Origin of the sequence: Neobacillus drentensis NBRC 102427, from assembly GCF_001591445.1 — a bacterium.
Taxonomy (GTDB): Bacteria; Bacillota; Bacilli; order Bacillales; family Cytobacillaceae; genus Neobacillus; species Neobacillus drentensis.
In genome coordinates, this window is sequence record NZ_BCUX01000043.1 from 1 (window position 1) to 2,002 (window position 2,002).

At 34.6% G+C, this 2,002-nt stretch carries 2 protein-coding genes; both read left to right on the top strand.

The window, feature by feature from the left end:
• Positions 1 to 379 precede the first annotated feature (379 nt).
• A complete protein-coding gene (locus BDR01S_RS18315) occupies positions 380 to 766 on the top strand; it encodes an iron chaperone (protein WP_066255515.1) in 387 nt (128 codons plus the stop codon).
• Between the two features lie 238 nt (positions 767 to 1,004).
• A complete protein-coding gene (locus BDR01S_RS18320) occupies positions 1,005 to 1,895 on the top strand; it encodes a DMT family transporter (RefSeq protein ID WP_066255512.1) in 891 nt (296 codons plus the stop codon).
• The last annotated feature ends 107 nt before the right edge of the window (positions 1,896 to 2,002 follow it).

Consider the following 2,002-nt stretch of genomic DNA (forward strand, 5'->3'; position numbering starts at 1 on the left):
TCTATTTATCAGCTCCGGTGCTTGATATTAACAATCAATAAGCTGAAGAAAGTCCAAGAGTAAACTATCTAGATGGATTACTCTTGGGCTCTTTTGCATCTAAAATTAAATCTATTTTAATATACTGAATGATTAATCTGAAACGAAATCTTCTATTGTATGGTAAAATAATACTATTCTTAAATAAAAATATTATAAGGGTAACGAAATAATGGAGAAACCATCTTAAAAAATTTATACCCCATTTCCTTTATATGAAGGGGATGATATATTCTGTAAGGTATTTTTCATTTCAATATTTCAAGGATATTTGAGTATAACAAAACTCAAGCTGAATAATATCATTTCTAAGGCCTGATAATGTAAGAAAGGAGAAATTATGGAAGAAAATAAAAACAAATTTATTTCGATTGAAGATTACATTTTACAATTTCCACCTGAGGTCCAGGAAATTCTCGAAAAGTTAAGGAAAGTGATTAAGGATTCTGCACCAGATGCAACAGAAAAGATCAGTTATCAAATGCCTACTTTTGCTTTACATGGTAATCTTGTACATTTTGCAGCCTATAAAAAACATATCGGATTCTATCCTGCTCCTAGTGGAATCGCTGCTTTTCAACAAAATTTATCGGAATATAAAAGTGCTAAAGGCTCCGTTCAGTTTCCAATAGATAAGCCCATACCATATGAATTAATCAGCAAAATCGTTAAATTTAGAGTTGCTGAGAATATAATGAAAGCTAAAGGAAAAATCAAAAAAAAATAAGTTGTATTTTCTGCCCAGGGGGCCGTTCATATGCTTTCAATTTCATTCTATTTTTTTGCGATACATAAACAAACTAGGAAGTCTTTATCTAAAATCCGTGAAGAGTATATGGATAAAATAGCGAAGGAAATATAGATGCCCAGATCAATCGGGGTCATTCCCTCAGTGAAGTAAAGCTATAACTCACTGGGGGAATGACCCAATGTCTACATAGAAAAAGAATAAGGAGAAAAGATTCATGACAGTGAAAGACATCGCAGCCTTGTTTGGATTAGCTGCTTTATGGGGAGCTTCATTTTTATTTATTCGGATTGCTTCTCCTGCAATCGGTCCGTTCCTAACCATTCAAGGGCGTGTAACCATTGCAGCAGTTGCATTATTGATTTACATTTTTATAATTGGGCAATCAACTAGATGGAGGCAACTTTGGAAACAGTATTTGATTATCGGTGCGCTAAATGCTGCGATACCATTTACATTGATTGCAACTGCATCCCTACACTTGAACGCATCAATACTTGCAATTATTAATTCCATGACACCGCTATTTACTGCTCTTGCAGTTTGGGGGTGGATGAAAGAGAAGTTAAGCACTAAAAAATGGATTGGTATTTTCGTAGGCATCATCGGGGTTGCCATCCTGGTTGGATGGAGTCCGATTCCATTTACTCCAGAAGTAATCATTGCCATTCTCCTCTCCATACTTTCAACTGTATCTTATGGATTCGCTGGTGTTTATGCTAAAAAGGCTTTCGATGGCGTACCACCTTTGTCAGTCGCCTACGGACAACAAATAGGAGCAACTTTACTTCTTATTCCATTTACCCTATTCAATTTGCCGAAATCATCATCAGTTTTTACACCTATCGTGGGATTATCTGTCGTTGGTGTAGCCCTTTTATGTACCGCCATTGGGTATCTACTGTATTTTTACTTAATTACGAGTGTAGGTCCCACTAAAACATTAAGCGTAACGTTTATGATTCCCCTGTTCGGTATGATATGGGGGAGTGTTTTTCTAAATGAACAAATTACTATAGGAATGGTTGCAGGACTTTTTGTTATTTTAGGTAGCATCTTCTTGATTTCAGATATAAAAAATAACCGAATAAAGAAAAAAACAGCTTAAAACATAAAATTCACGAATTAACTGTGGTTTTTCTGTTTTATGCAAAAAATATCAATTTATTGTTCTTCCTCAATTTATCTTACAAAAAATGCTTAGAGTAACCAAGT

What these genes read in the sequence shown, in the direction of transcription:
- BDR01S_RS18320 (WP_066255512.1), top strand. Translation starts at nt 1,005, where the DNA reads ATGACAGTGAAAGACATCGCAGCCTTGTTTGGATTAGCTGCTTTATGG.
- BDR01S_RS18315 (WP_066255515.1), top strand. Translation starts at nt 380, where the DNA reads ATGGAAGAAAATAAAAACAAATTTATTTCGATTGAAGATTACATTTTA.